At 65.9% G+C, this 26,487-nt stretch carries 25 protein-coding genes; 17 read left to right on the top strand and 8 right to left on the bottom strand.

The genetic code is table 11. The annotated features are described in order from the left end of the window. Positions 1-32 precede the first annotated feature (32 nt). Both EAH84_RS02985 and EAH84_RS02980 read left to right on the top strand, forming a co-directional pair. On the top strand, positions 33-2,324 hold the full coding sequence (locus EAH84_RS02985) for a putative bifunctional diguanylate cyclase/phosphodiesterase (RefSeq protein ID WP_241656429.1): 2,292 nt from the start codon (positions 33-35) through the stop codon (positions 2,322-2,324). Between the two features lie 111 nt (positions 2,325-2,435). Further along, positions 2,436-3,422, top strand: coding sequence for an aldo/keto reductase (locus EAH84_RS02980; RefSeq protein ID WP_140867492.1), 987 nt, complete (start codon positions 2,436-2,438; stop codon positions 3,420-3,422). A 30-nt stretch (positions 3,423-3,452) separates the two neighbouring features. Here the strand turns inward: EAH84_RS02980 and EAH84_RS02975 are convergent, their stop codons facing one another. Further along, entirely contained in the window at positions 3,453-4,097 is a 645-nt protein-coding gene (locus EAH84_RS02975) for a response regulator transcription factor (RefSeq protein ID WP_140868394.1), read from the bottom strand. Between the two features lie 40 nt (positions 4,098-4,137). Beyond that, entirely contained in the window at positions 4,138-5,709 is a 1,572-nt protein-coding gene (locus EAH84_RS02970) for a PAS domain-containing sensor histidine kinase (RefSeq protein ID WP_161978317.1), read from the bottom strand. 241 nt (positions 5,710-5,950) lie between these two features. On the opposite strand from EAH84_RS02970, the gene EAH84_RS02965 reads away from it, so the two are divergent. From EAH84_RS02965 to EAH84_RS02955, 4 genes are all read left to right on the top strand, one after another. Continuing rightward, positions 5,951-6,502, top strand: a complete 552-nt coding sequence (locus EAH84_RS02965) for a hemerythrin domain-containing protein (RefSeq protein ID WP_140867486.1) — start codon at positions 5,951-5,953, stop codon at positions 6,500-6,502. After that, complete coding sequence (locus EAH84_RS15860) at positions 6,499-6,660, top strand: hypothetical protein (RefSeq protein ID WP_161978316.1); 162 nt, start codon at positions 6,499-6,501, stop codon at positions 6,658-6,660. The genes EAH84_RS02965 and EAH84_RS15860 overlap by 4 nt, the downstream gene beginning before the upstream one ends. 10 nt (positions 6,661-6,670) lie before the next feature. Then, the gene (locus tag EAH84_RS02960; RefSeq protein ID WP_161978315.1) at positions 6,671-7,093 is read left to right on the top strand and encodes a BLUF domain-containing protein; all 423 of its coding nucleotides are present in this window, start codon (positions 6,671-6,673) and stop codon (positions 7,091-7,093) included. A 66-nt stretch (positions 7,094-7,159) separates the two neighbouring features. Then, positions 7,160-8,713 (top strand): phospholipase D-like domain-containing protein, encoded by a 1,554-nt coding sequence (locus EAH84_RS02955; protein WP_140867480.1) that lies wholly within the window; start codon positions 7,160-7,162, stop codon positions 8,711-8,713. An 81-nt stretch (positions 8,714-8,794) separates the two neighbouring features. Here the strand turns inward: EAH84_RS02955 and EAH84_RS02950 are convergent, their stop codons facing one another. Beyond that, a complete protein-coding gene (locus EAH84_RS02950; protein WP_140867477.1) occupies positions 8,795-9,091 on the bottom strand; it encodes a hypothetical protein in 297 nt (98 codons plus the stop codon). 173 nt (positions 9,092-9,264) lie between these two features. Here EAH84_RS02950 and EAH84_RS02945 point away from each other — a divergent pair, with 173 nt between their 5' ends. Both EAH84_RS02945 and EAH84_RS02940 read left to right on the top strand, forming a co-directional pair. Continuing rightward, positions 9,265-10,659 (top strand): APC family permease, encoded by a 1,395-nt coding sequence (locus EAH84_RS02945; protein ID WP_140867474.1) that lies wholly within the window; start codon positions 9,265-9,267, stop codon positions 10,657-10,659. Continuing rightward, complete coding sequence (locus EAH84_RS02940) at positions 10,656-11,432, top strand: polyphosphate kinase 2 family protein (RefSeq protein ID WP_140867471.1); 777 nt, start codon at positions 10,656-10,658, stop codon at positions 11,430-11,432. Before EAH84_RS02945 ends, EAH84_RS02940 begins: the two co-directional genes overlap by 4 nt. 27 nt (positions 11,433-11,459) lie before the next feature. On the opposite strand, the gene proB is transcribed toward EAH84_RS02940, so the two are convergent. Next, positions 11,460-12,599, bottom strand: coding sequence for a glutamate 5-kinase (gene proB / locus EAH84_RS02935; RefSeq protein ID WP_140867468.1), 1,140 nt, complete (start codon positions 12,597-12,599; stop codon positions 11,460-11,462). Positions 12,600-12,876: 277 nt separating this feature from the next. On the opposite strand from proB, the gene EAH84_RS02930 reads away from it, so the two are divergent. Next, the gene (locus tag EAH84_RS02930; protein WP_140867466.1) at positions 12,877-13,653 is read left to right on the top strand and encodes a pyrroline-5-carboxylate reductase family protein; all 777 of its coding nucleotides are present in this window, start codon (positions 12,877-12,879) and stop codon (positions 13,651-13,653) included. Between the two features lie 43 nt (positions 13,654-13,696). Next, entirely contained in the window at positions 13,697-14,959 is a 1,263-nt protein-coding gene (locus EAH84_RS02925; RefSeq protein WP_241656428.1) for a glutamate-5-semialdehyde dehydrogenase, read from the top strand. A gap of 36 nt (positions 14,960-14,995) precedes the next feature. Here the strand turns inward: EAH84_RS02925 and EAH84_RS02920 are convergent, their stop codons facing one another. Beyond that, entirely contained in the window at positions 14,996-15,625 is a 630-nt protein-coding gene (locus EAH84_RS02920) for a carbonic anhydrase (RefSeq protein WP_140867460.1), read from the bottom strand. A gap of 53 nt (positions 15,626-15,678) precedes the next feature. Here EAH84_RS02920 and lipA point away from each other — a divergent pair, with 53 nt between their 5' ends. Then, positions 15,679-16,620: a lipoyl synthase gene (lipA, locus tag EAH84_RS02915; protein ID WP_140867458.1), complete on the top strand. Its 942-nt coding sequence runs from the start codon at positions 15,679-15,681 to the stop codon at positions 16,618-16,620. Next, on the top strand, positions 16,607-17,065 hold the full coding sequence (locus EAH84_RS02910; RefSeq protein ID WP_140867456.1) for a type II toxin-antitoxin system RatA family toxin: 459 nt from the start codon (positions 16,607-16,609) through the stop codon (positions 17,063-17,065). Before lipA ends, EAH84_RS02910 begins: the two co-directional genes overlap by 14 nt. On the opposite strand, the gene EAH84_RS02905 is transcribed toward EAH84_RS02910, so the two are convergent. From EAH84_RS02905 to EAH84_RS02895, 3 genes are read right to left on the bottom strand one after another with little or no spacing between them, the layout of a single operon-like run. Further along, positions 17,026-17,526 carry a CinA family protein gene (locus EAH84_RS02905; protein WP_140867454.1) on the bottom strand — a complete coding sequence of 167 codons (501 nt, stop codon included), beginning with the start codon at positions 17,524-17,526 and terminating at the stop codon, positions 17,026-17,028. The two genes, EAH84_RS02910 and EAH84_RS02905, sit on opposite strands and share 40 nt — an antisense overlap. Continuing rightward, the gene (locus tag EAH84_RS02900; protein ID WP_194150349.1) at positions 17,526-18,050 is read right to left on the bottom strand and encodes a hypothetical protein; all 525 of its coding nucleotides are present in this window, start codon (positions 18,048-18,050) and stop codon (positions 17,526-17,528) included. The genes EAH84_RS02905 and EAH84_RS02900 overlap by 1 nt, the downstream gene beginning before the upstream one ends. Then, the gene (locus tag EAH84_RS02895) at positions 18,047-19,183 is read right to left on the bottom strand and encodes a bifunctional 2-C-methyl-D-erythritol 4-phosphate cytidylyltransferase/2-C-methyl-D-erythritol 2,4-cyclodiphosphate synthase (protein ID WP_140867452.1); all 1,137 of its coding nucleotides are present in this window, start codon (positions 19,181-19,183) and stop codon (positions 18,047-18,049) included. Before EAH84_RS02895 ends, EAH84_RS02900 begins: the two co-directional genes overlap by 4 nt. A gap of 83 nt (positions 19,184-19,266) precedes the next feature. Between EAH84_RS02895 and dusB the strand changes: the two genes are divergently transcribed. From dusB to EAH84_RS02870, 5 genes are read left to right on the top strand one after another with little or no spacing between them, the layout of a single operon-like run. Continuing rightward, positions 19,267-20,265: a tRNA dihydrouridine synthase DusB gene (gene dusB, locus EAH84_RS02890; RefSeq protein WP_140867450.1), complete on the top strand. Its 999-nt coding sequence runs from the start codon at positions 19,267-19,269 to the stop codon at positions 20,263-20,265. A 7-nt stretch (positions 20,266-20,272) separates the two neighbouring features. After that, the gene (locus EAH84_RS02885) at positions 20,273-21,316 is read left to right on the top strand and encodes a two-component system sensor histidine kinase NtrB (RefSeq protein ID WP_140867448.1); all 1,044 of its coding nucleotides are present in this window, start codon (positions 20,273-20,275) and stop codon (positions 21,314-21,316) included. A gap of 7 nt (positions 21,317-21,323) precedes the next feature. After that, a complete protein-coding gene (ntrC, locus tag EAH84_RS02880; protein ID WP_140867446.1) occupies positions 21,324-22,778 on the top strand; it encodes a nitrogen regulation protein NR(I) in 1,455 nt (484 codons plus the stop codon). 51 nt (positions 22,779-22,829) lie between these two features. Then, positions 22,830-25,094 carry a sensor histidine kinase NtrY-like gene (locus tag EAH84_RS02875; RefSeq protein WP_140867444.1) on the top strand — a complete coding sequence of 755 codons (2,265 nt, stop codon included), beginning with the start codon at positions 22,830-22,832 and terminating at the stop codon, positions 25,092-25,094. A gap of 4 nt (positions 25,095-25,098) precedes the next feature. Next, the gene (locus EAH84_RS02870; RefSeq protein ID WP_140867441.1) at positions 25,099-26,475 is read left to right on the top strand and encodes a sigma-54-dependent transcriptional regulator; all 1,377 of its coding nucleotides are present in this window, start codon (positions 25,099-25,101) and stop codon (positions 26,473-26,475) included. Positions 26,476-26,487 lie beyond the last annotated feature (12 nt).

Raw genomic sequence — 26,487 nt, 5'->3', positions numbered from 1 at the left:
TCGGCGACGGACAGGGACCGGAGCAGTTGATCGTGAACGCCAGATATCGACCCGAGGGACTTGGCCTGGCCGGCGCGGCGCTGATGGTCGCCGTGCTCGCATGGCTGCTCGGGATCGGTACCGTCATGGACCGGGTGGTCGACCCATGGCGGTTCGCAGTGTTGGGGAAGGCCGCGAGCGGCCGCATCCATATCGTCGAGATGGATGCGGCCAGCACCGCCGCGATCAAGCACTGGCCCTGGTCGCGCGCCAATTACGCACAGGTCGTCGATAGGCTGATCGCGGCGGGTGCCGCATCGGTCGTGTTCGATGTCGACGTCTCGTCGGCGGCGGACGCCGCGGGGGACCGGGCGTTCGCCGAATCGATCGCCGCGGCGCGGGGCAAGGTCGCGCTGCCCACCTTTGGCCAGCAAGGCACCGCGAGCGATCGACGGACGATCGATGCGTTTCCGCTCCCCATGTTTCGCAATCACGCGACGCTCGCCAGCGTCAGCATGGGTCCGGACGGCGACGGCGTCGTGCGCCAGGCGCCGCTGGGCACGATGAACGGTGGTATCCCGCGGCCATCGCTGTCGGCGCTGATGGCGCGTCGCTCGGGACGCGCCGATAGTGGGTTTCCAATCGATTTCGGGATCGATCCCGACACGATCCCGCGGTCCAGCTTCGTCGCGATCCGCGACGGGCATTTCGATCCCAGGAGCATCGCCGGACGCGACGTCGTGATCGGCGCGACCGCGATCGAGATGGGTGATCGCTACGCCACGCCGCGCTGGGGTGTGCTGCCCGGCGTCGTGATCCAGGCCCTGGCCGCGGAAACCTTGCTGCGCGGCGTGCCGGTCGCGCTGTCGCCGGTGCTCGCGCTGCTGGTCGGCTTCCTGGCGGCGTTCGCGATCGGACGCGTCGCGAGCGCGATCGGGCTGGTGGTCGCGTCGGTCGTGGGCGCCGCGGTCGCGGTCGGCCTGGCGATCGGTGCGCAGGCGATGGGCCAGATGCATCCGCTGTCACCCGCGCTTATTATGATCGCGGTCGCGACGGGCTATCGCGGTCGTCACATCATCGCCTCGCTCTTCCGCCGCCAACGCGTCACCGACGAGACGACCCAGCTCCCCAATCGCCATGCCGCGAGCGCGACGCTGGCGAACGAGGATGCGGTCACCCTGGCCGTCGCGCGGATCGGCAATTTCGACGCGCTGGCCGGAGTCCTCGGCACCGCGTCGCTCGCCGATGCGGTGTTGCGCACCGCCGAACGCCTGAAACTCACCTGCGCCGACGGCATCGTGTACCGGATCGACGATCGCTGCCTGGCGTGGCGAGTCACCCCCGAAGCCGATTTGTCGGCAACGCTGGACGCACTGCGGACGGTGATGCTGCGCCCGATCGAGGTGCAGGGCCGCCGCGTCGACGTCACGCTGACGGTCGGCATCGACGATGGCGAAGGCAGCCGGATCGACGCCTCGCTGATCGATGCGGTGACCGCGGCGGAGAATGCGGCGCGGCTCGGCGTGTTCTGGACCCATGCCGCAACCGATCGCGCGCAGATGGAGCGCGAGGTGTCGCTGATGGGCGAATTGGACGACGCCATCGCGGCGGGCGAGATCGTCGTCTATTACCAGCCCAAGCTTTCGCTGGCGACCGACCGCATCGCGAGCGTCGAGGCGCTCGTTCGCTGGTGCCACCCGACGCGGGGGTTCATCGGGCCCGATCACTTCATCCCGCTGGCCGAACAGACCGATCGCATCGCGCCGCTGACGCTGGTCGTCCTCGAACAGACGATGCGCGATGTCGCTGCGTGGCAGGCGCGAGGCCATTGCATGACCGCCGCGGTCAATATTTCGGCCAAGCTGCTGACCCGTCGCGAGTTCACCGATGCGGTGCGCGCGCTGTTGGCGCAGAACATCGTTGCGCCTGATCGCATCGTGTTCGAGGTTACCGAATCGGCGGCGATCGCCGATCCAGCGGCGGCGCTGGCCACGCTGGAAACTTATCGCGACCTCGGGATCGCGATCTCGATGGACGACTACGGCACCGGGCAATCGACGCTGACCTATCTGAAGCAATTGCCGCTGTCGGAACTCAAGATCGATCGCTTGTTTGTCCAACACGCGCACCGCGACCGCGCCGACGCCGTTATGGTACGCTCGACCGTGGACATGGCGCACGCGCTCGGGCTCAAGGTCGTCGCCGAGGGGATCGAGGACGCGGAGGCGCTGGCCTTCCTGCGGGGCATCGGGTGCGACATGGCGCAGGGCTATTTCATCAGTAAGCCGGTGCCGTCGGACGACTTGATCGCGCTCGTCGACGCGCGGCTAAGCAAGGCGGCCTGACGATTAGAGCGGCGCCGCCGCCCCATCATTCACGCAGGAGTTTCAACCGGTCGGGCAACATATCGGTCTGCGGCTCGTTCGCAGGGTTCGATGACAGTGGAGAATTGAACGATGAAGATGCGCGCGCTCGGCAGCCAGGGGCTCGAAGTGTCGGCGATGGGACTCGGCTGCATGGGGATGAGCGATTTCTACGGCGCCCGCGACGATGCGCAATCAATCGCGACGATCAACGCCGCGCTCGATCGCGGAGTCAATTTTCTCGACACAGCCGACATGTACGGCGTCGGTCGAAACGAGGAACTGATCGGCAAGGTGGTCCGCGAGCGTAGCGAATGGGTCGTGGTCGCGACCAAGTTCGGCAACGTCCGCGGTCAGGACGGCAGCTTTAAGGGCATCAACGGTCGTCCCGACTATGTCCGCTCGGCATGCGAGGCGAGCCTGAAGCGGCTCGGGCTCGACGTCATCGACCTCTATTATCAACACCGCGTCGATCCCGCGACGCCGATCGAGGACACTGTCGGCGCGATGGCTGACCTCGTGAAGGAGGGGAAGGTTCGCTATCTCGGCCTGTCCGAAGCCGCGCCCGAGACGATCCGCCGCGCCCACGCGGTGCATCCGGTCACCGCGCTGCAAACCGAATATTCGCTGTGGAGCCGCGATCCCGAAGAGGCATTGCTGCCGCTCGTACGCGAGCTCGGCATCGGATTCGTGCCGTACAGCCCGCTCGGGCGCGGTTTCCTAACCGGTAAATACACCTCGCCCGACGATCTCGACGACGGCGATACCCGCCGCAACCACCCCCGCTTTCAAGCCGAGAATTTGCAGCACAACCTCGACCTTGTCGCCGCGATCAAAAACATCGCGAACGACAAGGGCTGCACGCCCGCGCAGCTCGCGCTCGCATGGGTATTGGCGCAGGGCCAGGACATCGTACCCATTCCGGGGACCAAGCGCGTCGCCTATCTCGAACAGAATATAGCCGCACTCGATGTGGCGCTGACCAGCGACGACCTCGCGAGGCTGAACGCGGCGCTTCCCCGCGGGGCCGCCGACGGCACGCGTTACGCCGCGCCGCAAATGGCGGCGCTCAATCGCTGAGCGTCGCTGCCGTCCGACGCATTGAGGCGCCTATCGGTCCGCAGTGGACATCCCCGCCGTCAGCGCGATCCGCACGACGTCAGCAAGCGATCTCGCGCCCATCGTCGCCATCAAGTGCGTGCGGTGCATCTCGACGGTGCGGATCCCAATACCGAGCTCATGGGCCAAGGTCTTGCTAGATTGCCCGGCGACCATCCCGCGTAGCACGTCGCGTTCGCGCGATGTCAGTTTGGTGACGCGATCGATCGCATCCCGATGCTCGGCATCGGCATCCGCCTGGGCGGGCAGGGCTTGAAACAGAGTCGTCAAAACGTCGACCAAGGCTTTATTGGAAAAAGGTTTTTCGATAAAGTCCTGCGCGCCGCGTTTCATTGCCGAGACGGCAGTATGGACATCGCCATGCCCGGTCATCGCGACGACCGCGAAGCGTTGCGCCCTGGTGGCGAGCTGGTCCAGCACCGCGATCCCGTCGATGTCCGGCATCCGTATATCCAAGAGCACGCAGCCCGACCCGAGCGAATCGACTGCGTCGAGGAAATCGCGGCCCGAGGCGAAGGCGCGGGTCGCGAACCCTGCGGTCGCCAGCGAAAAGGATAGCGATCGTCGCACCATGCTGTCGTCGTCGACGATATACACCACGCGCGTCGAAGGCGGGGTATCACGGGAAGCTGCCATCGAGTCGGGATCGATCGAGCGGTGGAACGTAGCGTCGGCTTCAGCCATCCTGCATCTCAAGGTCCGCGATCGGGATCATCCTCCCGCGCGGTAGCGAAAAGCAGAATGTCGACCCGGTTCGATCGCTCCGCTCCAACCAGATCCGGCCGTCATGCCCTTCGACGATCGTGCGCGAGATCGACAAGCCGAGGCCCATTCCGCCCGCCTTGTTCGAATCGGACCAGGAAAAGATACCTTTTGCGGCTTCGGCCGACACTCCGCCGCCCGTGTCAGTGACGCTAACGATCACGTGGTCGGCGGTGATCTCCGCGCCGATCGTCATTCGGTCTCGGTCTGCAGCAATCGTGGCCTCGGCAGCGTTGCACAGCAGATTGATGACAACCTGCTGAATCTGCACGCGGTCCGCGATCATTGTCACGTCGTCCAATGTGTCGTTCACGATATCGAGCGCTTCGGACCGCCCGGCACTTACTAGCCGTACGCATTCGCCGATCGCGGCCCGCAGATCGAAGCTGGTGTTGGTCGGCGTACCGCGCCGGGTCAGGTCGCGGAGGTAGTGGATGATGTCGCCGGCGCGCTGCGAAGCCTCTTCAGTCGCTGCCAACGCCTCGCGCAGCTTGTCGGCGTTGGCGGCGGCTGGATCGATCAGCCGTTGACACCCGGCGACGTAGCTCGAAATCGCGGCGAGCGGCTGGTTGAGTTCGTGCGCCAGCGTGGTCGCCATCGCCCCCATCGCATTGACGCGCGATACATGGATCAAGTCCGCCTGCAACGCGGCCAATTCGTCGGCAGCCTCGCGTTCCAGCGTGACGTCATACCCTTCGCAGAACAGCCCGGTGATCCGGTCCCGGGCGTTACGAATCGGTTGATAAACAAAGTTGATATAGCGCGGTGCGCTGGTGCCGCCGTCGGCGGCGCCGAAGCGGATCGGCACGCCCGTGCCGAGAAACGGCTCGCCGGTCTCGAACACCTGGTCGAGGCGGGCGATGAACCCCTGATCGACGATTTCCGGCAGGGCATCGGCGACGGTCCTGCCGACCAGATCGTCATGCCCCACCAGCCGCTTGTAGGATGCATTGGCAAAGGTGAAGACATGGTCTGGGCCTTCCGATGCGGCGATGAACCCGGGTGCCTGCTCGTACAAGGCATGGAATTCGTTACGCTGCTTCAACATCCGGTCGATGTGTCCGCCGAGTTCCACTAAGGAAAGAAAATTCTGCCTGATCGCCCCCTGTTGGTCACGAACTGGGCTAAGATAGACAGCGGCGAGGAACTCGACCCCGTCGGCCCGGCGACATTGTAGTTCCCACGTGCCGTCGGTCCCGGTGCCCAGCGCGGCCTCGATCAACGACAGCGTGCCACTGTCCGCCACGTCGCCCAGCAGCGACAGGAGATCCTGACCCATGATCGCATCGCGCGCGAATCCGGTCAGCGCCACGAAGCTGTCGTTGACGAAGACGAGCGGATTGCCCGCGCCATCCGCATCGGTGAACACCATCGGCATCCGCGTGGTCTCGGCCGCCACCACGAATGGCCCGAGCGCGTCGCGGAATTGCTCGGCGCGCTGTTCCGTGGCCTGCTGGACGGTTTGCGACCCGGTCGGCGTGGGCATGGAAGCCGCCTTTCGTTGGACGGTCGCTCGACCGCCGATCATGGAATGTACGTCGTCGACCCTTTGCCGGGGTCGCACCGTCTAGCGGCCCCCCGTAGAACTACGGTCATGGTCGGTAAACCCGTAGTTACGAACATCGTGCCAACAAGGTGACAAGCCAAAAAAGGCCGTCGATAGAACGGCGTCACTAACAGGTCGGCGGGATGTCTGTTCACCGAACCGCCGCTGGAAAGGAACGAATATGCGCGTTGTCCGGTTGCTGAGCGAACATTCGAAGCTTCGGTTATTGGGGAACGATCTCGTCGCGCTGGTTTCCACGGCGGAGGTGTGTGATTTCGACGAACTGGCCCGCCGTCGCTGGGACCTCGCCCGGACGGTTCATCTCCACCTCGCCTATGAAGACAGGCAGTTGTTCGTGCCGCTCGATTCCGATCCCCGGCCCCATGTTCGTGCCGCGGCTGCAGCGGCTAAACGCGGTGTCGAGCAACTTCATGCGCTGTACACGGCGCATGTCGAACATTGGGGCGATCATGAGGTCACCGCGCGGTGGGGGGAGTTCCAGGTTGCGGTGAAGGTGATGGTGGCGCGCATGATCGCCAAGCTCGACCGCGAGGAAACCGACCTTTTCCCGCTGGTAGCGGACGACGACGATATTGTTGGGTGCTGGCAACCAGGCATGCGCAATTGGGCGGGGGACGGCGTCGCGCTCAAACCCCTGATCGAGGCCACCGGGGGGCGCCAGCCAGCGCACGGTCAGGTGACGGTCGACCACGCCCCGTTGTCCCCGTCATGACGGGCGCGCGGTTCATGGTCGCCAAGGCCCAGCCGCTGGCCGATGTCCCGCGATTCCTGCGGCGGCTCAAACAGGTTGCCGAGCCCAAAAAGATGCGTATCAACCGACGCCTTGTTCACCGCGCGGCGATCGACGACCCCGCACTGGCGTGGGCGTAGGATCACGCCGATGGACCGCTCGCTCTTATACGTCAGCCGCCAATCGTCTCACCTGCCGGACGGGGGCAGGGCAATTGCGGCGATGGTCGCCGCGGCGGGCGTCCATAACGAACGTACCGGGATCACGGGCGCGCTGGTCTGCACTCACGCCCATTTCGCGCAGTTCCTCGAGGGCTCGAACCCGGCACTCGACGACCTGATGCACCGGATCGAACGCGACCATCGCCACACCGATGTCACGATATTGCGGGTCGAGGCGATCACGCGGCGCCGGCTGCCGACGTGGTCGATGGCCTATTCGGGATCGTCGACCTATGTCGCGCGCCAGATGGTGCCATTGATCGGGGAGATGAGCGAGGCGAATCCGGCGCGGATCGAGCGGCTGATGGGCCTGCTCGTCGGACTGGCCAGCCCCGCCTCCGATCCGCTGTGACGACCTGCGCCTCGGTGTCGAACCGACCGCATGTGCCCGCAACCGATTTCGTGTAGATCAGCCCGCATGGCCAGACCCACCCCCGCTCTCGACCCTTCGCGCAACTGCTGGCGAATCGAACGCGCGACCAGCGCCACCGTCATCATCGATGCCGACGATTATTTCGGCCGCGCACGCCAGGGCATGCTTGGTGCCGAACATCAGTTGCTGCTGGTCGGCTGGGATTTCGACGCGCGGATCAAACTGGTCCACGACGGCGAGGACGACGCGCCCGCGCAGATCGGGGCCTTCATCGACTGGCTGATCGGCCGACGGCGCGGTCTGGACATCTATCTGCTGCGCTGGGATACCGGCGCGATCAAGTCGCTGTTCCGGGGAAGGACGATCCTGACGCTGGCGCGCTGGCTGGGCGGACGGCGGGTCCACCTGAAGCTCGACGGCCACCACCCGATGGGTGCATCGCATCACCAGAAGATCGTCGTCATCGATGATTGCCTGGCGTTTTGCGGCGGCATCGACATGACCGATCGGCGGTGGGACACCCGCGACCACGACGATGACGCACCGCTTCGGGTGGGGGCGGACGGCAAGCCCTATGGCCCTTGGCACGATGCGACGACCGCGCTCAGCGGCCCGGTCGCCACGGCGCTCGGCGAATTGTGCCGCACCCGTTGGCAGGACGCGGGCGGCGACCCCATCGCCGCGCCACCACTGACCGAGATATGCTGGCCCGACGACCTCGACGTCGGCTTTCGCGATTGCGATGTCGCGATCTCGCGCACCATGCCCGCGATGCCGGGCCGCGAACCGGTGTACGAGATCGAGGCGCTGTACCTCGATCTGATCGCGCGCGCCGAACGCTGGATCTACGCCGAAAGCCAGTATTTCGCGTCGCACAAGATCGCCAAGGCGATCGCGGCGCGGCTCGACGAGCCCGACGGCCCCGAAATCGTGATCGTCAATCCGGTCAAGGCCGAGGGGTGGCTCGAACCGATCGCAATGGATAGTGCGCGGGCGCGGCTGTTCGAGGCGTTGCAGACCCGCGATCGCTACAACCGGCTACGCATCTATCATCCCGTGACACGCGGCGGCGCGCCGATCTACGTCCATGCGAAGGTGACGATCGTCGATGGCGAGATTTTGCGAGTGGGATCGTCGAACTTCAACAACCGGTCGATGCGACTCGACTCCGAATGCGACATCACGATCGATTCGACGCTGCCCGCCAATGCCCATAGCGCGGAGGAAATCCGCGCGGTGGCGTTCAACCTGCTGTCCGAACATCTCGATAGCAATGCGGCCACTGTCGAAGAACGGTTCGACGCCACCGGATCGTTGATCGCGACGATAGACGCGTTGAGTATCGAGGGACAGCGGCGGCTGGTGCGCTATCAGGTGCCCGAAATGAACGCGGTCGAAGAGGCGTTGGCCGACCATCAGGTGCTCGACCCGGAAAATCCCGAGGAACTGATCGAAACCATGACAGGCAATACGCTGATGCGCGGGATCGCCGATATCGATCGGCGGTGGCCGACCGCGCGGATCGCGGCCGCCGGCGTCGTGGTGGCCGGTGCGATCACCGCCGCCGTCGTGCGTGCGCGACAGCGTCGCGATATCTAAAACGGTCGATTGCGGCCACGAAGGAGAACGATTTGGCGAAGCGTTGCGCCGCCGCCAAATCGTCCCCGATCGCTGATGCGGTTACTTGTTGCCGTTATCCTTGACCCCGACGACGGGGACCGTGACGGTTTCCTTCTTGGTGCCGACGACGACCGCTTTCGACTTCATGTCGACCGCGGGCAGATCGCCCCCCTTGGCGCTGACGTCGACGGTCGGCATTGCGCCCCCCTTCACGTCCGCGCTCCAGAAGCCTGTCGCGAACAGAATGCCGACGACGACGAGGATAAGCACGACGATGCCTGCGATGATCGCGCCGGTATTGCTGCGGCGTTCGACAACGGTCGTGGTCGTTCCGTCCTGATTACGATATTCGGTCATGTCAGTTCCCTCTTGTTGCGCCATCCGAACTCTTAGCCTCTACGCTTTGTTCCGGTGGCGCAACCATCCGCGGCAATCGCGTGCGCGGTGGTGCGCGAGACGACGGGGCGGTACTCTCGGCTTCCCCCACTGCGTTAACCATGCCATCACCCGCATCGGTTACGGGGCGGGGCATGCTGGACGAACAACTGATACCCGCGCGCGCCCAGCCGCTCGTTCGCAGCTTGGGCGTCACCGGGGTGCTCTTCCTTACCCTCTCGGTCACGACGCCCGCCTCATCGGTCTTCGTGATCGTCCCCGGCATGCTCCAGATCGCGGGGACGGGGGCGGTATGGGCGATGGTGCTTGCCGGGATCGTCTGTGTCGCCACCGCCTTCGTCTATGCCGAACTATCGAGCGCGTGGCCGGTCGCGGGCGGCGAATATGTCGCGGTGACGCGGACGTTGGGGCCGCTCGCGGGATTCGTGATGCTCGGCGTCAACGTCTTCAACAACCTGTTCTTCCCACCCGTCGCGGGCCTCGGAATCAGCGCGGTGCTCGCGACGATCTATCCGGGATTGCCGACCATCCCGATCGCGGTCTCGGTGGTGGGATTGTCGATGCTCGTCGCGATCCTCCAGGTTCGGGTCAACGCCTGGTTGACCGGAATCTTTCTGCTGGTCGAGGTGCTGGCGCTGGTTGCTATCGTCGTGCTCGGCTGTGGCGATGTCGTGCGGCCGTTCGGCGACTTCCTGCTCCACCCGGTGATGCCGGATCTGGGCATGCTCGTTCCCGCCAGCCCGGCATCGATCGGGCTGGCGACCTCGATCGGCATCTTCGCGATGAACGGCTATGGCGCGGCGGTGTATTTCGGCGAGGAAATGCACGAACCCGCGCGGCTGATCGCGCGCACGATCCTGCTGGCGCTGGTGTTCACGCTATTGTTCGAGATGGTGCCGATGATCGCCGCGCTGATGGGCGCGCCCGATCTCCACGGGCTGGTCGTTGCGGACGATCCGTTCGGGCTGATCGCCCGGGTGCGCGGCAACGACACCATCGCCGCCGCCATCGCGATCGGGGTCGTCGTCGCGATCGTCAACGCGGTGATCGCGTGCATCCTCGCCTGCGCGCGCTTCTTTTACGGCACCGCGCGCGACGGCAGTTGGGGCCGCCCGCTCGACCGGTGGATGGCGCAGATTCATCCGCGATTCGGCTCACCCTGGGTCGGCACGCTGATCGTTGGCGGGGTAGGGGTCGCGTGCTGTTTTCTGCCGCTGACATTGCTGCTCGTGCTCAGCGGCACCGGCCTCGTCGCGATCTATGCCGGGATTGCGATCGCGGCGATGGTCGGCAGGCGGACCGGCGCGACCGATCATGCGCTCTATCGGATGCCGCTCTATCCGCTCGCGCCGATCGTGACGCTGTTTGCGCTTGGCTATGTCGTCTGGACGAGCTGGCTCGACGTCGACGAAGGACGGTCCGGCCTGATCATGACCGGGATCCAGATCGTGGGTTCAGCCGCTTACTATTGGTTCGTCCTGCGCCGCCGCGGCGGCTGGACCGCCACCATCCCCGGAGATGCCGCATGATCGACCTGTCGGACTATGAGGACGGCCACAAGTACAAGGGCCATTACAAACACGACCTCAAGAAACTGCAGAAGCAGCTGGAGCGCATCCAGGTCGCGCACATCATCCGCGGGCAAGCCGCGGTGGTGATGTTCGAAGGCTGGGACGCAGCGGGGAAGGGCGGGATCATCGAGCGGCTGACCGCCAAGATGGATCAGCGCCATTACGAGGTGTATCCGATCGCCGCCCCGTCGGCGGCGGAAAAGGCGCATGATTTCCTCTGGCGTTTCGAGACCCGGCTACGGCAACCCGGCAACATCGCGATCTTCGACCGCAGCTGGTATGGCCGCGTCCTCGTCGAACGCGTCGAAGGCTATGCGACCGAAGAGGAATGGACGCGCGGCTATGAGGAGATCAACGCGTTCGAAGCGGGGTTGATCGCTGCCGGCACGACGCTGATCAAGGTCTTCGTCCACACCAGCCAGCATGAACAGGACAAGCGCCTCAAGGCGCGGCTCGACGAGCCCTGGAAGCGCTGGAAGACCGGCCTCGACGATTTTCGCAACCGGGCCAAGCGCCCCGCCTATCTCGACGCGATGCACGACATGTTCGCGCGCACCGACACCGGCGGCGCGCCGTGGTTCGTGGTCGACGGCAATAACAAGAAGGCCGCGCGGATCGCGGCGCTCGAACAGATCGCGGACCGGCTCGCGGCGAACGTCGACATGGCACCGCCGCTGCTCGATCCCGAGGTCGCAACGGTGGCGCGCGAGGCGCTGGGTTGGACATCCTGACCTCGACCGATCGCCGCTTCCGATACTTCAGTCCGCCAGCGCGGGCGCGTCCCACGGCAAATGCCGATCTTCCAGCACGATCAGATTATCCGGTCGGATGAGCTGCGAATGCGTCTGATACCCCAGCAATTGCTCGGCGGGCAGCTCGGGATTCACGATCAGCACGCGCGTCTCTTCCGACGTGAAATCGCTGAGCCCGCGCGCGCGCTCGGCGCCTTTCTCGTCGTAGATGTGGAGCACGTCGCCGCGGGTAAAGTCGCCCGTCATGGCGATGGCGTCCTGGCGTCGCACCCCCAGCCCCTGGTCGAGCCGGTCGGCGACCGCCGCCGAGACGGTGAGGCTGCCCGCCATCTGCAACCGATCGGTCAGCCACGTCGACCACACCGACCCGGGATCGGCATGCGCGATGCATTTGGTGCAGCGGCGCTCGCCGCGTAGCACCGAGGATAGCGGCATGTCGGCTTCGCCATTGGCGATATAGGTCGTGCATCCCGCGTTCTGCGCCATGTTCGCGGCCTGGAGCTTGGTGAGCATCCCGCCGGTGCCGAGCGTGCTGATCCCCTTGGTCGCCTCGAGATACTGGCTGACATCGTCGAGCTCCTCGACGAGTATCGCGCCTTCTTCTGACGGGTTGCGATCATACAGTCCGTCGACCCCGGTCAGGATGATGAATTCCTGCGCCTGCACCATCTGCGCGATCTTCGCGGCGAGCCGGTCGTTGTCGCCGACGCGGATTTCCTCGGTGGTGATCGTGTCGTTCTCGTTGACGATCGGCATGATCCCCGATTGCAGCAGCCGGTGGACCGTGTTCTTGGTATTGAGGAAGCGGCGGTGATCCTCGAAATCGCCAAGCGTCAGCAGGATCTGCGCGATGTCGAAGCCATATTCGTGCGCGACCTGCTTATAGGCGTTGAGCAGCAGCGGCATCCCGCATGCGGCGGCGGCCTGCTTGTCGCTCAGCCCCGCGGTCTCGGCCTTGGCGCCGACCAGGTTGAGTCCCAGTGCCACCGCGCCCGACGAGCACAGGATCACGTCATAACCCTCGTCGCGGAGCCGCGCGACGTCCTGCAGCAGCCGCTGCATGAACCCGAAGCGGGGGGTCAGATGATCGGGATTGGCGAGGAGACTGAAACCGATTTTGACGACGAGACGCTTTGTCTGAGGCATGGGATCCTTCCGGAAGGGTTGAAATTACTGAGGCATCATCTAGGTATTTATGGTGCACCGCACAACCACCGACCGGGCTCGCTCGCCGCTTCGCGCGGCCATGTGCGGTTCGCCGACGATCAATTAGTCGCGGCTAACGTTCTAACTATCGCTATAATACATCGACAGAGCAGTGGTTGTTAGTTGCAAGAAGCAGATTTGTTATCGACAGTGACGACGAGCCACTAAATTTGCTGGAAACGCGAGTGGCAATATCTAAATTGAAGGGGACGAATTCTTGAACATCTTGTTGATCGGCTGCGGTAAAATGGGCGGCGCGCTGCTCAGCCGCTGGGTAGAGGGATCCGATCGCTTCACGATCGTCGATCCCGGCCTCGGCGAGGCGCCCAATGGCGTGCAGCTCGTGACGGATCGCGCCGCGCTCGGCGACGAGATGTTCGATGTCGCGGTGGTCGCGATCAAGCCGCAGATGATCGACCAGGTGCTGCCCGATTACGTCGCTCACATCGCGGATGACGGCTATGCGCTGTCGATCGCCGCGGGCTGTTCGATCGATCGACTGATGCGCGTGTTGGGGGGCAAGCCGGTCATTCGGGTCATGCCCAACCTGCCCGCCGCGATCGGGGAGGGGGTCAGCGGCCTCGTCGCTGGAAGCGGCGTCACCCCGGCGCAGCAGGACCACGCGCGCGCGCTGATGGCGTTGGCGGGCACCGTCGTCGTCGTCGATGACGAAGACAAGCTCGACCGGGTAACCGCGGTCGCCGGATCCGGCCCAGGTTATGTGTTCGAGATCGCGCGCGCCTATGTCGCCGCCGCGGTCGACTTGGGTTTCACGCTCGACGAGGCGCGTGCGTTGGCGCTGGGCACGATGGCGGGCGGTGTCGCGATGGCGCGGAAAAGCGACCAGTCGCTCGAGGAATTGCGCAATTCGGTGACCAGCAAGCACGGCACGACCGAGGCGGGGTTGCAAGCGCTGAACGGCGACGACCTGCTCTCGCGCCGCCTCCGCGATACCGTCGGGACCGCCTATGCGCGCGCGGTCGAATTGCGCTGACGTCAGCAACCACCTATTCATTGATCGATACAGGAGTTTCGTTTTGACCGACCTGCAGGACCAGGCCACCACCCATATCCACGAACTCGGCGCGCGCGCGAGACGCGCCGCCAGCGTGCTCGCGGCTGCATCCACCGACGTCAAGAACAACGCGCTGCGCGAAGCCGCCAACGCGCTCCGCAAGGCGACCCCCGAACTACTCGCCGCGAACGACCAGGACGTCGCAGGCGTCGCCGACGACAAACCCGATTCCTACATCGACCGGCTGCGACTGACCGAGGACCGCGTCGCCGCGATGGCCGACGCGCTCGACCAGATCGCCGCGCTACCCGACCCGGTCGGCAGGGTACTCGCGACGTTCGATCGTCCCAACGGCCTCCGGATCGAACGCGTCACGGTGCCGATCGGGGTGATCGGCATGATCTACGAATCGCGGCCCAATGTCGGGGCGGACGCCAGCGCGCTGTGCCTGAAATCGGGCAACGCGATCATCCTGCGCGGCGGTTCGGAAAGCCGCCATTCGACCCGACGGATCGTGGAGTGCATGCAAGCCGGGCTTACCGCTGCGGGGCTGCCCGCGGATGCGATCCAGGCCGTTCAGACCACCAACCGCGACGCGGTCGCCGCGATGCTCCGCGCGACCGGGCTGATCGATCTCGTCATCCCGCGCGGCGGACGCGGGCTCGTCGAACTCGTCCGCGACCAGGCCAAGGTGCCGACCTTGCTCCACCTCGACGGCAACAACCATTGCTACGTCCATGAAGCCGCCGACATCGACAAGGCGATCGCGGTCATCCGCAACGGCAAGCTGCGCCGCACCGGCGTCTGCGGCGCGACCGAAACGATCGTCATCGACCGCACAGTCGCAGACCGAGTCGTGCCGAAGCTGGCCGATGCGATGCCCGATTGCGAATTGCGCGGCGATGCCGAGGCAGTGAAGCTGGATTCGCGGCTGAAGCCCGCGACCGAGGCGGACTGGGACACCGAATATCTCGACGCCATCGCCGCGGTGAAGATCGTCGACGGCCTCGACGAGGGGATTGAATTCGTCGACGCGCATAGCTCGGGCCATACCGATGCGATCCTGACCGAGGACGCCGCCGCTGCGCGGCGCTTCATGCTCGCAATCGACAGCGCGATCGTGATGCACAACGCCTCGACCCAGTTTGCCGATGGCGGCGAATTCGGGATGGGCGCCGAAATCGGCATCGCCACCGGCAAAATGCATGCGCGCGGGCCGGTCGGGCTCGAACAGCTCACCAGCTTCAAATATCTGGTCCACGGCGAGGGGCAGATCCGCCCCTGACGACGGATCAGGCGGGGGCAAATCAGGCGGGAGCGATCAGGCGGCGGCGAAATCGCCCGCGTCGTCCATCACGTGGAGCACCCCGTCGCGGATCGCGAAATAGGCGCCGTGGATCGTCAGCTTGCCCGCCTTCTCCCGCGCTGCGATATTGGGGAAACTGCGCAGGTTTGCGATCGACACGCGCACCGTTTCCAGTTCGAGCGCGCGCACCGCGTCGGGGCCCTCGCCCATTTCCCCGACGACCCGTTCGCGCGCGTCGTCGAGCAGGTCGATCCAGTGCGCGATGAACCCGCCCGCGCCTGGTTTCGCGCCCTTGAATTGCTGGGTCAGACACGCGCCTACGCCGCCGCACGATTCATGCCCCATCACGACGATCTCGGGCACTTCGAGCTGCGTCACCGCGAATTCGAGCGCGGCGGACACGCCATGGCGGCTATCGTCGTCCTCGAACGGGGGCACCAGATTGGCGATGTTGCGGACGACGAACATTTCGCCCGGCGCTGCGTCGAAGATCTGGGTCGGGTCGACGCGGCTGTCCGAACACGCGATCACCATGACCTTGGGGCTTTGGCCTTCGCTGAGCTCGCGCCAGCGGTCGCGTTCGTGCGCCCAGTCGCCCTGACGAAAACGATGATAGCCGGTGATGAGGTCGCTGAAGTCGGTCATGCACCCACTTTAAGCATGTTGTTTGGCGGCGCAAAGTCGCTATCTCGCGGGACATGAACGAGATGACCCCGCTCGCCCGTGTCCCCCGGGAACGCAAGCCAGATTGGATCCGCGTCAAGGCCCCGACCAGCGTCGGGTTCGCCGAGACCAAGGCGATGATGCGGCGCCTCAACCTTAACACCGTCTGCGAAGAGGCGGCGTGCCCCAATATCGGCGAGTGCTGGACCAAGAAACACGCGACCGTGATGATCCTGGGGGACACCTGCACCCGCGCCTGCGCGTTCTGCAACGTCAAGACCGGGATGCCGCGCGCGGTCGATTTGAGCGAGCCGCAGCATACCGCTGATGCCGCCGCGGAGCTGGGGCTCGAACATATCGTCATCACCTCGGTCGACCGCGACGACCTGCCCGATGGCGGCGCGGCGCAGTTCGTCCGCGTGATCGAGGCGCTGCGCCGCACGACGCCCACCACGACGATCGAAATCCTGACTCCCGATTTCAGGAACAAGGCGCAGGCCGCGGTCGAATCGATCGTCGAGGCGGGGCCGGACGTTTATAATCACAACCTCGAAACCGTCCCGCGGCTGTATCCCACGATCCGCCCCGGTGCGCGCTACTACGCCTCGCTGCGGCTGCTCGAGAGCGTGAAGCGGCACGATCCGTCGATCTTCACCAAATCCGGCGTGATGCTCGGGCTGGGCGAGGAGCGGCTCGAAATCCATCAGGTGATGGACGACATGCGCTCCGCCGACATCGATTTCCTGACGATGGGCCAGTATCTCCAGCCGACCCCGCGCCACGCCAAGGTCGCCGAATTCGTGACCCCCAAGGCATTCGACGCCTATGCCGGGATCGCGCGCGCCAAGGGGTTCCTGCTCGTCGCCTCCTCGCCGCTGACCCGGTCGAGCTATCACGCGGGCGACGATTTCGCGAAGCTCAGGGCCAACCGCGACGCGAAGCTCGCGCAGACCGGAAGCGGGCGTGCCCAAGCATAACGAGACCCGGCATCTGCCCTATTCGTGCGAACAGATGTTCGACCTGGTCGCGGACGTCGGGCGCTATGCCGAATTCCTGCCTTGGGTGTCCGCGATGCGCGTGAGGGAGGACAGCGCGACCGAATCGCTTGCCGACATGATCGTCGGGTTCAAGGGGTTGCGCGAAACCTTCACGTCGAAGGTCGACAAGGAGCGCGCAAGCCATATCCACGTCGAATATATCGACGGGCCGCTCAAGTTCCTCCACAACGACTGGCGCTTTCGCCCCGAACCTGACGGCTGCGCGGTCGATTTCTCGGTCGATTTCGCGTTCAAGAACCGGGTATTCGAGATGCTCGCCGGGCAGGTCTTCGGCCAGGCGCTGCGCAAGATGATCGGCGCGTTCGAAACCCGCGCCGCCGACCTCTACGGCAGCAACAATTCCAGCGCGCACAACGCCGCCTGAAGCCTGACGCCGCCGCGGCCCAGATCGCCGTAATCCTTGCGTTCGGCGTGAATATCCGCGGGATCGCCACCCCTTTCGGCACGCGCGAAGACGACGGTGCCGACCGGTTTCTTGATCGACCCGCCGTCGGGGCCGGCCACCCCCGTGATCGCCACCGCGACATCGGCGTTGCTCGCCTCCAGCGCGCCCTGCGCCATGCTCCACGCGATCGCGATCGACACCGCGCCGAACGTCTCCATCACGTCGGAACTGACGTTGAGCAGGTCGAGCTTGGCCTCGTTCGAATAGGTGACGAACGCCGCCTCCATCACCGCGGACGATCCCGGAATTTCGGTCAGCGCCGCCGCGACGAGCCCGCCGGTGCAACTTTCCGCGACCGTCACCTTGCGGCCGATCGCGGCATTGGCCGCGATGACGCGGCGCGCGGCCTCGACGAGTTCGGGCGGGAGGATCGTGTCCATCATTTGGGCGCCGCACATAAGGGGAGGTTGGGTACCGCGACATTTTGCCCGCGCGCCTTTTCGGCCTGCAGATATTGTAATGTCGTCACGATGATCGACGCGGTGTTCGACGCGGGCAGGGGGGCAAGCTGGGTTACCAGCCGGTCGATCACCGGGCAGTCCTCCACCGCGATCCGCCCGACCAGCAGCGGGCCGATCAGCGACGTGAGGAGCGGGCGCGCGAAGTCCGACCCGAGCAGCGAATCGACCATCGGGTCGCTCAGCTTGACGATCGCGCCGCGCGCGGTCGGCCAGGCGCGATCCGCCGCGGCATCATATTTGGCGATGAACACACCGCGGGTCTGCCGGACCAGGCTGGTCGCGGGCAGTCTTGCGGCACACACGACGCCGGTCTGGCGGATGATATCGGGCAGCGCGACCTGCGCCATCGCTTCGGCCTCGGGCGCGGTGATGCAGCGCGTCTGTGCCGCCGCAGGCGACGCGGCGAGCGCCGACGCCATGAAGATGGCCGCAAGCGCCCTCATCGCGGCACGCTCACGGTCGCGATCGCCTGCGCCGCGATGCCTTCGCCGCGCCCGGTGAAGCCGAGCCGTTCGGTGGTGGTCGCCTTGATGCTGACGCGATCCGCCTGGAGCCCGAGCAACGCCGCGATCCGCGTCTGCATCGCGGCGCGATGCGGCCCGATCTTGGGCGCCTCGCACATCAATGTCAGGTCGACGAAATCGATCCGCCCGCCACGCTCGGCGATCAGCGCGGCGGCGTGCTGGAGGAACTGCGCCGAGTCTGCGCCCTTCCATTGCGGGTCGCTCGGCGGAAAATGCGTCCCGATATCCCCCGCCGCGATCGTGCCGAGCAATGCATCGGTCAGCGCGTGGAGCGCGACATCGGCGTCGCTGTGCCCGGACAGACCCTTGTCGTGCGGGATCAAGACGCCGCCCAGCCACAATTCCTCGCCAGCCTCGAGCCGATGTACGTCGAATCCGCTCGCCGATCGGGTTTCCATCGCCTGAGCGATTCGCGCCTCGGCGAGCGCCAGGTCGGCGGGGTAGGTGATCTTGTCGAGGATCGGCGACCCTTCGACCATCATGACGTCATGCCCCGTCCGCTGCGCCATCCCGGCGTCATCGGTCGCGTCCTCGGTGGCAGGCCAGCGGCGGTGCGCATCGAGGATCGCGTCGAACCGGAACGCCTGGGGGGTCTGCAAACGAAAGACATGGTCGCGCGATACGCCTTCGGTCAGCACGCTGTCACCCCTCGCCAGCGTGTCGGTGATCGGCAGCACCGGCACCGCGCCCGGCTGCGCGTCGAGCGCGTCGAGCAGCCGATCGATCACCGCAGGCGGGACGAAGGGACGCGCGGCATCGTGGATCAGCACGGTGGAGACTCCGCTATCCGCCAGTTCCTCGAGCGCGTTGCGCACCGATTCGCGTCGGGTCGCGCCGCCGATCGGGCGCGCATCGGGGATCCGGTCGGCCTGATCGGGGGCGACGACAACGACGACGCGATCGATCCGCGAATGCGCCGCGAGCGCCATGCGGCTGTGTTCGACGAGCGGGCAACCGCCGAGATCGATGAATTGCTTGGGGTCCGCGCCACCGATCCGCTCACCCTTGCCGGCGGCGACGATGATCGCGACAATCGTGTCCTGGCGCGCCATCGCCGCCGCCTAGGGGGTATCGCGACATCGCGCAAATCTTGCGCCGCAGCACGGTTTCACCTACCTGCTCAAAATTCAGGCACATGCGCACGCTCGCCCCCATCCAGATCGGACCCGTCCGGATCGATTGCCCCGTCGTGCTGGCACCGATGACCGGCGTCACCGACATGCCGTTCCGCGTCCTCGTCCGCCGCTATGGGTCGGGGCTCAACGTGACCGAGATGGTCGCATCGCAAGCCGCGATCCGCGAGACCCGCCAGTCGCTCCAGAAGACCGCGTGGCACCTGTCCGAAGAACCCGTCTCGATGCAGCTGGTCGGCTGCACGCCGTACGAGATGGGGGAGGCGGCGAAGCTTGCCGAGGACCGCGGTGCAGCGATCATCGACATCAACATGGGTTGCCCGGTCCGCAAGGTGACCAATGGCGATGCCGGATCGGCGCTGATGCGCGACACCAATCTCGCCGCAGCGATCATCAGGGGCGTGGTCGAGGCGGTCAGCGCGCCGGTGACGCTCAAAATGCGGATGGGCTGGTGCCACGATAGCCTCAACGCCCCCGATCTCGCGCGGATCGCGGAGGATCTGGGTGTCAGGATGATCACCGTCCACGGTCGCACGCGTAACCAGATGTACAAGGGGGAGGCCGACTGGCGGTTCATCCGCCGGGTCAAGGACGCGGTCTCCGTGCCCGTCATCGCCAATGGCGACATCTGTTCGATCGACGACGCCGAGGCGGCGCTGGAGCAATCGGGCGCCGACGGCGTGATGATCGGCCGCGGCGCTTATGGCCGCCCGTGGCTGCTCGGGCAGGTGATGACATGGCTATCGTCGGGCGGACGCGTCCCCGATCCGTCGATCGACGAACAATATCGCGTGATCACCGAACATTATGCGATGATGCTCGATCATTATGGCAGCATTACCGGCGTCAATATGGCACGCAAGCATATCGGCTGGTACACCAAGGGCCTGACCGGGTCGGCCGAATTCCGCAATGCCGTGAACCAGGAACCGGACCCCAAGCGCGTCCAGGCGATGCTTGCCGACTTCTACGCCCCCTGGCGCGACCGCGAAGCCGCCTGAGCCCGGCATGGCGGGGCGCCCCGGGTTCGCCGAGCTCTTCACCGCACTGCCGGTCGCGGTCGTGGTGGTCGATCCCGACGACCGTATCGCGCACGCGAATGGGCTGGCGGAGGAATTGCTCAACCTGTCCGAACGCGTGATGCAGGGGCAGCCGCTCGCTGCGATCCTGCCCCCGCCGATCGGTGGCGACCGCCGCGATGGCCACGGCTTCGCGGTCTACGACACGCTGATCGAAACCCGCCACGGCCCCACCATCCGGGTCGATTTCGTCGAGGCGATGATCGCCGATCATCCCGGCTGGCGCGCAATCTCGCTCCATCCCGCCGCGGCCTCGCGCGGGCTCGGTCATTCCGCGGATCGCGCCGCGAGTGCGCGCGCCGCGACCGGCGCCGCGGCGATGCTGGCGCACGAAGTCAAGAACCCGCTGTCGGGGATTCGCGGCGCGGCGCAGCTGATCGGCGCGGGCGAACTGACCACGTTGATCATCACCGAGGTCGATCGGATCGCCGCGCTGATCGACCGGATGCAGGATTTCAGCGACACCCGCGCGCTGCCGCTGGCGGCTGAGAATATCTATCCCTTGATCGGCCACGCGCGCAGCCTGGCGCTCGCGGGCTTCGCACGCGGGATCGGGATCGAGGAGCGGTTCGATCCCTCGCTGCCGCCCGCGTTGATCAACCGCGATGCGCTGACCCAGATCGTCATCAACCTGCTCACCAACGCGCGCGAGGCGGTGCGTCCCGTGCGCGAACCCCGGCTCGCGATCACCACCGCCTATCGCCACGGCATGGCGGTGAGCGCCGCGCCCGGCCGCCCCAGGGTGCCGTTGCCGATCGAGATCTGCGTGATCGACAACGGCCCCGGCGCACCCGCCGACATCGCCGACAATCTGTTCGATCCGTTCGTGTCAGGACGTCGCGAAGGGCAGGGACTTGGCCTCGCGCTCGTCGACAAGCTGATGCGCGATATGGGCGGGATCGTTCAATATGCCCGCGAAGGACACCCCGAGATGACCGTGTTGCGCCTGTTGCTCCCCCGGGCCGCATCGTGAGCGGCACATGACTTGCGTCCTGGTGGTCGACGATGATTCGGCGATCCGCACCGTCGTCGCGCAGGCGCTCCGCCGCGCAGGGCACGACGTCGCGACCGCGGCGAGCCTTGCCGAACTCGATCGCGCGCTGGCGGGGGGCATCCCCGATGTGTTGGTCACCGACGTCGTGCTGCCCGACGGCGACGGTATCGATCACCTCGCGGGCATCGGGGCGCGATTCCCGTCGCTCCCGATCATCGTACTGTCGGCGCAGAACACGCTGACCACCGCGGTCCGCGCGACCGAGGCGGGGGCGTATGAATATCTGCCCAAGCCATTCGACCTCGACGACCTGATCCGCGCGGTCGCGGGCGCGACCGCGCGCACCTCGACCGCCACCGACGCCGATTCCGAAACGAGTCCGGCCGACGACTCCGCGCTGCCGCTGATCGGGCGATCGCCCGCGATGCAGGACGTTTATCGCGTCATCGCCCGCGTCGTGTCGAACGACCTCACCGTGCTGATCTCGGGCGAATCGGGGACGGGCAAGGAGCTTGTCGCGCGCGCGATCCACGATCTGGGCGGGCGCCGCGCCGCGCCCTTCGTCGCGATCAACATGGCCGCGATCCCGCGCGAGCTGATCGAGGCGGAATTGTTCGGCCACGAACGCGGCGCGTTCACCGGGGCGGCACAGCGCAACGCGGGGCGGTTCGAACAGGCCGCCGGGGGCACGTTGTTCCTCGACGAGATCGGCGACATGCCGATGGAGGCGCAGACCCGGCTGCTCCGCGTGCTCCAGTCGGGCGAATTCACGACCGTCGGCGGCGCGCGCACGATTCAAACCGACGTGCGGATCGTCGCCGCGACCAACCGCGATCTCACGACGCTGGTCGCGGGCGGGCGGTTTCGCGAGGATCTGTTCTACCGGCTCAACGTCGTTCCCGTTGCGCTGCCACCGTTGCGCGATCGGCGTCAGGACATTCCGCTGCTGGCGCGGCATTTTCTCGATTCGGCCGCGGCGCAGGGCCTGCCGCGACGGCGATTGTCGTCGGCTGCACTGCACCGGCTGGCGGCGCACGACTGGCCCGGCAATGTCCGCGAGCTCGAAAACGCGATGCGCCGCCTCGCGGTCCTAGCGCGCGATGAGGTGATCGACGAGGGCACGATCGGGGGGCTGTTCGGCGACGCCGCGACCGCGCGCGATCCCGACGCGGGCATCGCGGTCGCGGTTCGCCAGCTGATCGACCGCATCGCGAGCGAACGCCCCGGTGCGCTCGATGACGGGACGCTCCACGCGCGGGTGATCGGCGACGTCGAACGGCCGCTGATCGAGGCAGTGCTGGCGCGCCATGGCGGCAACCAGCTCCGCGCGGCGCGCGCGCTGGGGATCAACCGCAACACGCTGCGCAAACGGCTGGATGTGCTCGGGATCGACATTGCGGGAAGCGGCGAAGTGGTGGAAGACGTCGACCGGTCGCGGTAAATCTCGATTATGTGGTTTCCGTGCAACAATTCGCGTTGTACGGGGGCCACGATGAATGCGTCGCTGACGCCCCCGGCCTTGAAGCCAGAGCCCGCGTCCGACGGATTGGCGCGACGCTTTCACGTCACGCCGATGCTCGAACTCGGCGTGCTCGTGATCGCGATCGCGGCACTGGGCGCGACTTATCATTTCGTCGGTCAGCAGAACGCGTCCGGGCAATTGTTCAGCCCGGCGATGGCGGCGGTGCTGCTGTTGGCCAATTTGCTGCCGTTCGTGGCGCTGATCGTGCTCCTCGGTCGACGTATCGCGCGACGGCGTGCGGCCCGCGCTTCGCTCGCCGGGGGAGGGCGACTTCATATCCGGCTGGTCGCGGTGTTTTCACTGATCGCGAGCGTGCCGATCGTCCTGACGGTCATCGCGGCGTCGATCCTCTTTCAATCGGGTGTCCAACTCTGGGGGTCGCAGCGCGCGCGCGCGGCGCTCGAATCGACGATGGCGTTGGCGAAGGAGGGGCAGACACTCGTCACCGATCGCTGGAGCGGCGAGGCGCAGGCAATGGCCAAGGACCTCCATCTCAATTATCCGGATATTCCCGCCAAATCGGCCGACTTTGAGCGCAATTTCTTGGCGCAGACCTATATTCGTAGCCTGTATCAAGCGGTCCTGTTCCGCGTGGCGGACGGCCGCAACGTCGAAGCAATGTACGCGTGGGAGGCACCCGACGATCGCGTCTTTGCCAGCCGGGTGACCGGATCGGTGCTCAATCTCCTTACCGCGAACGGCAAGACATACATCAACCTCGATTCGGACGTCTTGTGGGTAATCACCCCGATAGATCGGGCGCAGAACCTGTTTCTCTACGTTGCGACGCCCAACAACGTCGATTTCCTTAACCGCCAGAACGTCGCCGCCGACGGGATCATTCGCGATTACGAAGCGCTTCAGGCGCGATCACGGAGTCTGCAGCTCAAGTTCAACGTCGCCTTGTTCGCAGTAGCGCTGTTGATCGTCGGCCTTGCGATGTGGATCGCGCTGCTGGTCGCCGATCGTCTGGTCGGGCCGGTCGACTCGCTCGTGTCGGCGGCGCGGCAGGTGGCGGATGGCGACCTGACCGTTCGCGTCGTCGAAACCGGCGCGGACGACGAGGTCGGAACGCTCGCCAACGCCTTCAACCAGATGACCGGACGGATCGAGCAACAGAATACCGCGCTGGTCACCGCCAACACCCAGCTCGAAAACCGCCGGGCGTTGATCGAGGCGGTGATGGCGGGGGTCTCGGCGGGGGTGCTCGCGACCGATCTTGGCCGCGCGATCCAGATCGCCAACCAGTCCGCGATCGATCTGCTCGGTGCCGATGCGCTGGTCGGCGCGGCGCTCGCCGATATCGCGCCCGAACTCGCCGAATTCGACGCCAGCGGCGCGCGCGAGGGCATCGTCCAGGTCGCGCGCGGCGCGGAAACCCGGACGCTCGCAGTCCGGATCGCGCGGACCGAGACCGGCCCGATCCTGACTTTCGACGACATTACCCAGCAGGTGCTCGACCAGCGCCGCGCCGCCTGGTCTGACGTCGCACGCCGGATCGCGCACGAGATCAAGAACCCGCTGACCCCGATCCAGCTCGCGGCGGAACGACTCCAGCGGCGCTATGGCGGCAAGATCGAGTCCGATGACGGGACGTTTGCGCGGCTGACCGATACGATCATCCGCCAGGTCGGCGATCTGCGCCGGATGGTCGACGAATTTTCGTCGTTCGCGCGCATGCCCAAACCCGTGTTTCGCGACGAATCGCTGGTCGACATCGCCCGCCAGGCGCTATTCCTTCATGAGGTCGCGCATCCCGGCATCCAGTTTGAATTGATCAATGAGGCGTCGGAGGATGGTTCCGGTCCGACGATGGTCTGCGATCGCCGTCAGCTCGGCCAAGCGTTTACGAACATTGTCAAGAATGCGGTCGAAGCGATTGAGGCAAAGGGCGACACCCCCCACGCCTCGGTCGTGATGTCGCTGGAGCAGATCGGCCATCATGTCGTCGTCGAGGTCGCCGACAGCGGGGTAGGACTCCCCGCAGACCGTGATCGGATCGTCGAGCCCTATATGACCACCCGCGCGCGTGGTACCGGGCTGGGCCTCGCGATCGTCAAGAAGATCGTCGAGGAGCATCTCGGCACGATGACCTTCGCCGATCGCGAGGGCGGCGGTACGATCGTCCGGATGGATTTCGACGCGGGTACGCTCGCGACGCTCGACCAGGGGGCCACCACACCCGAGCCGGCAGGGGATGGCCAGCTCGCCGCACTCAGCAGAAATCGGAACTGACATCATGCCGCTCGACATCCTCGTCGTCGATGACGAACAAGATATCCGCGAACTGGTCGCCGGCGTGCTCGAAGACGAAGGGTACGACACGCGTAACGCCGCGGACAGCGACAGCGCACTCGAAGCAATCGCGGCGCGGCGCCCGTCGTTGGTTTTGCTCGACGTCTGGCTCCAGGGATCGCGACTCGACGGGCTCGAACTGCTCGGCGAGATCAAGCGACGCGATCCGTCGCTCCCGGTGCTGGTCATCTCGGGGCACGGGAATCTGGACACCGCGGTCGCCGCAATCCGTCGCGGGGCGGCTGATTTCATCGAAAAACCGTTCGAGGCCGAGCGCTTGCTGCTGATGGTGGCGCGCGCGACCGAAACCGAACGCCTGCGGCGCGAGGTCGCGACCTTGCGCGCGTCGGTCGGTCGCGACATCGACCTCACCGGCCATTCGCCCGCAATCAACGGGGTGCGCGCGACGCTGAAGCGCGTCGCCGCGACCGGCAGCCGCGTGCTCATCATGGGCTCCGCCGGGGTCGGCAAGGAAATCGCCGCGCGCCTGCTCCACGGGTGGAGCCAGCGCGCCGACGCGCCGTTCGTCGTGGTCAGCGCCGCGCGGATGACTCCCGAACGCGTCGACGAGGAGCTGTTCGGCGCGGAGGAGGGCGGCAACCTCGTGCGTCCCGGGCTGCTCGAACAGGCGCATGGCGGCACGCTGTTCCTCGACGAGATCGCCGACATGCCGATCGCGACCCAGGGCCGTATCCTGCGCGTCCTGACCGACCAGAGTTTCAGCCGGGTCGGGGGCACGCGCATCGTCAAGGTCGATGTCCGCGTCGTCTCCGCGACCGGGCGCGACCTGACCGTGGAAATCGCGGAGGGTCGGTTCCGCGAGGATCTTTATTATCGGCTCAACGTCGTTCCGGTCGTCATCCCCTCGCTGGCCGAGCGGCGCGAGGACATTCCCGCGCTGGTCGACCATTTTCTGGCGCATTACGCGACCGAACGCCGCGTCCCCACGCCCGAAATCGCCGGCGATGCGATGGTCGCGCTTCAGTCCTACGAATGGCCGGGCAATGTGCGCCAGCTCCGCAATGTCGTCGAACGGACGATCATCCTGGCACCCGGCGATCGGATCGGCCGGATCGATCTCGACATGATCCCCGCCGAAGTGCTCGGCAAGCAGGGCGACGTCGGCGGTGGCAGCGGCGGCGCGATCATGGGTGCACCGCTCCGCGAGGCGCGCGAGACGTTCGAACGCGAATATCTGCGCGTCCAGATCAGGCGCTTCTCGGGCAATATCAGTCGAACCGCCAGCTTCATCGGGATGGAACGCTCCGCGCTCCACCGCAAATTGAAGCTGCTGGGGATCACCGACACGCGCGACGAGTGAACGGGGCCAGGT

This window comes from Sphingomonas oligophenolica (assembly GCF_006438955.1).
In the GTDB taxonomy this organism is placed as follows: Bacteria; Pseudomonadota; Alphaproteobacteria; order Sphingomonadales; family Sphingomonadaceae; genus Sphingomonas; species Sphingomonas oligophenolica_A.
Note: the sequence above shows the minus strand (reverse complement) of the source record. Positions and strands in the feature narration are given on the sequence as shown.

Excerpts from the sequence above, each read along its gene's own strand:
- EAH84_RS02920 (WP_140867460.1), bottom strand. The coding sequence starts at position 15,625 with ATGACCGACTTCAGCGACCTCATCACCGGCTATCATCGTTTTCGTCAG.
- EAH84_RS02885 (WP_140867448.1), top strand. The coding sequence starts at position 20,273 with ATGGCGGGGCGCCCCGGGTTCGCCGAGCTCTTCACCGCACTGCCGGTC.
- EAH84_RS02980 (WP_140867492.1), top strand. The coding sequence starts at position 2,436 with ATGAAGATGCGCGCGCTCGGCAGCCAGGGGCTCGAAGTGTCGGCGATG.
- EAH84_RS02870 (WP_140867441.1), top strand. The coding sequence starts at position 25,099 with ATGCCGCTCGACATCCTCGTCGTCGATGACGAACAAGATATCCGCGAA.
- EAH84_RS02970 (WP_161978317.1), bottom strand. The coding sequence starts at position 5,709 with ATGCCCACGCCGACCGGGTCGCAAACCGTCCAGCAGGCCACGGAACAG.
- EAH84_RS02955 (WP_140867480.1), top strand. The coding sequence starts at position 7,160 with ATGGCCAGACCCACCCCCGCTCTCGACCCTTCGCGCAACTGCTGGCGA.
- EAH84_RS02895 (WP_140867452.1), bottom strand. The coding sequence starts at position 19,183 with ATGGCGCGCCAGGACACGATTGTCGCGATCATCGTCGCCGCCGGCAAG.
- EAH84_RS02945 (WP_140867474.1), top strand. The coding sequence starts at position 9,265 with ATGCTGGACGAACAACTGATACCCGCGCGCGCCCAGCCGCTCGTTCGC.
- EAH84_RS02940 (WP_140867471.1), top strand. The coding sequence starts at position 10,656 with ATGATCGACCTGTCGGACTATGAGGACGGCCACAAGTACAAGGGCCAT.
- EAH84_RS02965 (WP_140867486.1), top strand. The coding sequence starts at position 5,951 with ATGCGCGTTGTCCGGTTGCTGAGCGAACATTCGAAGCTTCGGTTATTG.
- EAH84_RS02960 (WP_161978315.1), top strand. The coding sequence starts at position 6,671 with ATGGACCGCTCGCTCTTATACGTCAGCCGCCAATCGTCTCACCTGCCG.
- EAH84_RS15860 (WP_161978316.1), top strand. The coding sequence starts at position 6,499 with ATGACGGGCGCGCGGTTCATGGTCGCCAAGGCCCAGCCGCTGGCCGAT.
- proB (WP_140867468.1), bottom strand. The coding sequence starts at position 12,599 with ATGCCTCAGACAAAGCGTCTCGTCGTCAAAATCGGTTTCAGTCTCCTC.
- lipA (WP_140867458.1), top strand. The coding sequence starts at position 15,679 with ATGAACGAGATGACCCCGCTCGCCCGTGTCCCCCGGGAACGCAAGCCA.
- dusB (WP_140867450.1), top strand. The coding sequence starts at position 19,267 with ATGCGCACGCTCGCCCCCATCCAGATCGGACCCGTCCGGATCGATTGC.
- ntrC (WP_140867446.1), top strand. The coding sequence starts at position 21,324 with ATGACTTGCGTCCTGGTGGTCGACGATGATTCGGCGATCCGCACCGTC.
- EAH84_RS02905 (WP_140867454.1), bottom strand. The coding sequence starts at position 17,526 with ATGGACACGATCCTCCCGCCCGAACTCGTCGAGGCCGCGCGCCGCGTC.
- EAH84_RS02875 (WP_140867444.1), top strand. The coding sequence starts at position 22,830 with ATGAATGCGTCGCTGACGCCCCCGGCCTTGAAGCCAGAGCCCGCGTCC.
- EAH84_RS02950 (WP_140867477.1), bottom strand. The coding sequence starts at position 9,091 with ATGACCGAATATCGTAATCAGGACGGAACGACCACGACCGTTGTCGAA.
- EAH84_RS02900 (WP_194150349.1), bottom strand. The coding sequence starts at position 18,050 with ATGAGGGCGCTTGCGGCCATCTTCATGGCGTCGGCGCTCGCCGCGTCG.
- EAH84_RS02975 (WP_140868394.1), bottom strand. The coding sequence starts at position 4,097 with ATGGCAGCTTCCCGTGATACCCCGCCTTCGACGCGCGTGGTGTATATC.